The organism is Streptomyces sp. NPDC055078 (genome assembly GCF_053607985.1).
In genome coordinates this window covers 1-1,410 of sequence record NZ_JBSGUP010001102.1, presented here as the reverse complement: position 1 = coordinate 1,410, position 1,410 = coordinate 1, and the positions used below count along the sequence as shown (strand labels likewise).

General features: G+C 71.9%; 1 pseudogene. It reads right to left on the bottom strand.

Going from position 1 to position 1,410, the window contains the following annotated elements:
* Positions 1-923: pseudogene (locus tag ACWF94_RS40480) on the bottom strand (sporulation protein); the annotation flags it as partial.
* Positions 924-1,410: the final 487 nt, after the last annotated feature.

Here is a 1,410-nt window from a genome sequence, read left to right as displayed (position 1 = left end):
GTGGCCAGTCCGCGGTTGCGCTCCAGCGCCGCCTGGGCCAGGTCGACGCCCTCGTCGGCGAAGCCCCGGTAGATCGACTGAAGTGACATCGATGCCAGCACATAGCCCCCCAGCGGCACGTCCGCCGCCGCTCGGGCCAGCCGCAGCGCCTGGATGTAGTAGCGCTGCGCGGCCTCCTGCTGGCCGGTGTCGAAGGCCATCCAGCCGGCCAGCCGGGTCAGTTCGGCGGTGGCGCCGAACAGGGCGCGGCCCACCTCGTCCGAGTACGAGCCGAGCAGCAGGGGCGCCGCGTCCACCCGCAGGCACTCGGGGACCATCGACGAACGCCAGTCGCCGCCGCCGTACTTGGAGTCCCAGCGGCGCGCGTCCTGGGCCGCCTCCCGCAGCTTGGCCACATCGCTGTGGCCCACGCGGGTGGGTGTGTCGTCCACGGACCCGGTCTCCGGAACCCGCTCCACCGAGGAGTCGGCGGGGGTTATCAGCCAGCGGGACGCGGGGGTCGCGTAAGCGCTCACTGCGAAGGAACCGGCCAGCGACTGCCAGATGCCGCCGCTCCCGGCCCGCCGCCCGGCCAGATCGAGGCGGTACAGCTCGGTCGCCGACTTCACCGCCTCGCCCACATCGCGGGGGAAGGCGAGCCCGACCTCGGGGGCCGGGTCGGCGTCCGCGAGACCGATCTCGTGCAGGGGCACGGGACGGCCCAGCTTCGCGCCGATCGCCGCGGCGATGAGATGGGGCGCGGCGCCCTGCGGCACCATGCCCTTCGACACCCACCTGGCCACGGACGTCTTGTCGTAGCGAAGGGTCAGGCCGCGCTGCGCTCCGAGGTCGTTGACCCGCCGGGCGAGACCGGCGTTGCTGATTCCCGCGAGGGCGAGAACGGTGCCGAGCTTCTCGTTCGGCCCGCGTTGCTCCCTGGACATGCGCCACCCCTCGACACACAGACGGCCGCCGCGTCGCTGCTCGGCGCGCGGCATTCGTACTGAGTCCTCCCCGCCGGACGGCTTCCGGTCCCCAGTCCGGTCCGGCCGCGTCCGGAGTGATCCCGGCCGCACCCGGAGCATCCCGGGTGCGCACCCGGAAGCATCCCGGTTGCAAAAGCGCCTGGCCGATCTCCGCGGAATATGCCCATCGGTTCAGAACATCAGTAAACACAGCGTAGTTCGCCGCATCCCGACCGTTAAGAGGCGGTGTTCCGGATGGCGAGATTGTTGTGCGTTGGAGCAGACGGGTGAGAGCGCGGCGGGCACGGACCCCTGAGGGCGTGCCCCGGCCGTGCTCTCGCCGTGCTCCCGGTGTGTGGCCGTGCGCCCGTGTGTGCGCTCTGGCCTCGGCAGGGGGGTGAGCGCTTCCATGAGTGATGCGTGGGTCGGCCCGCTGCGTACTGGAACCAGTGGGCTGGGGGACACC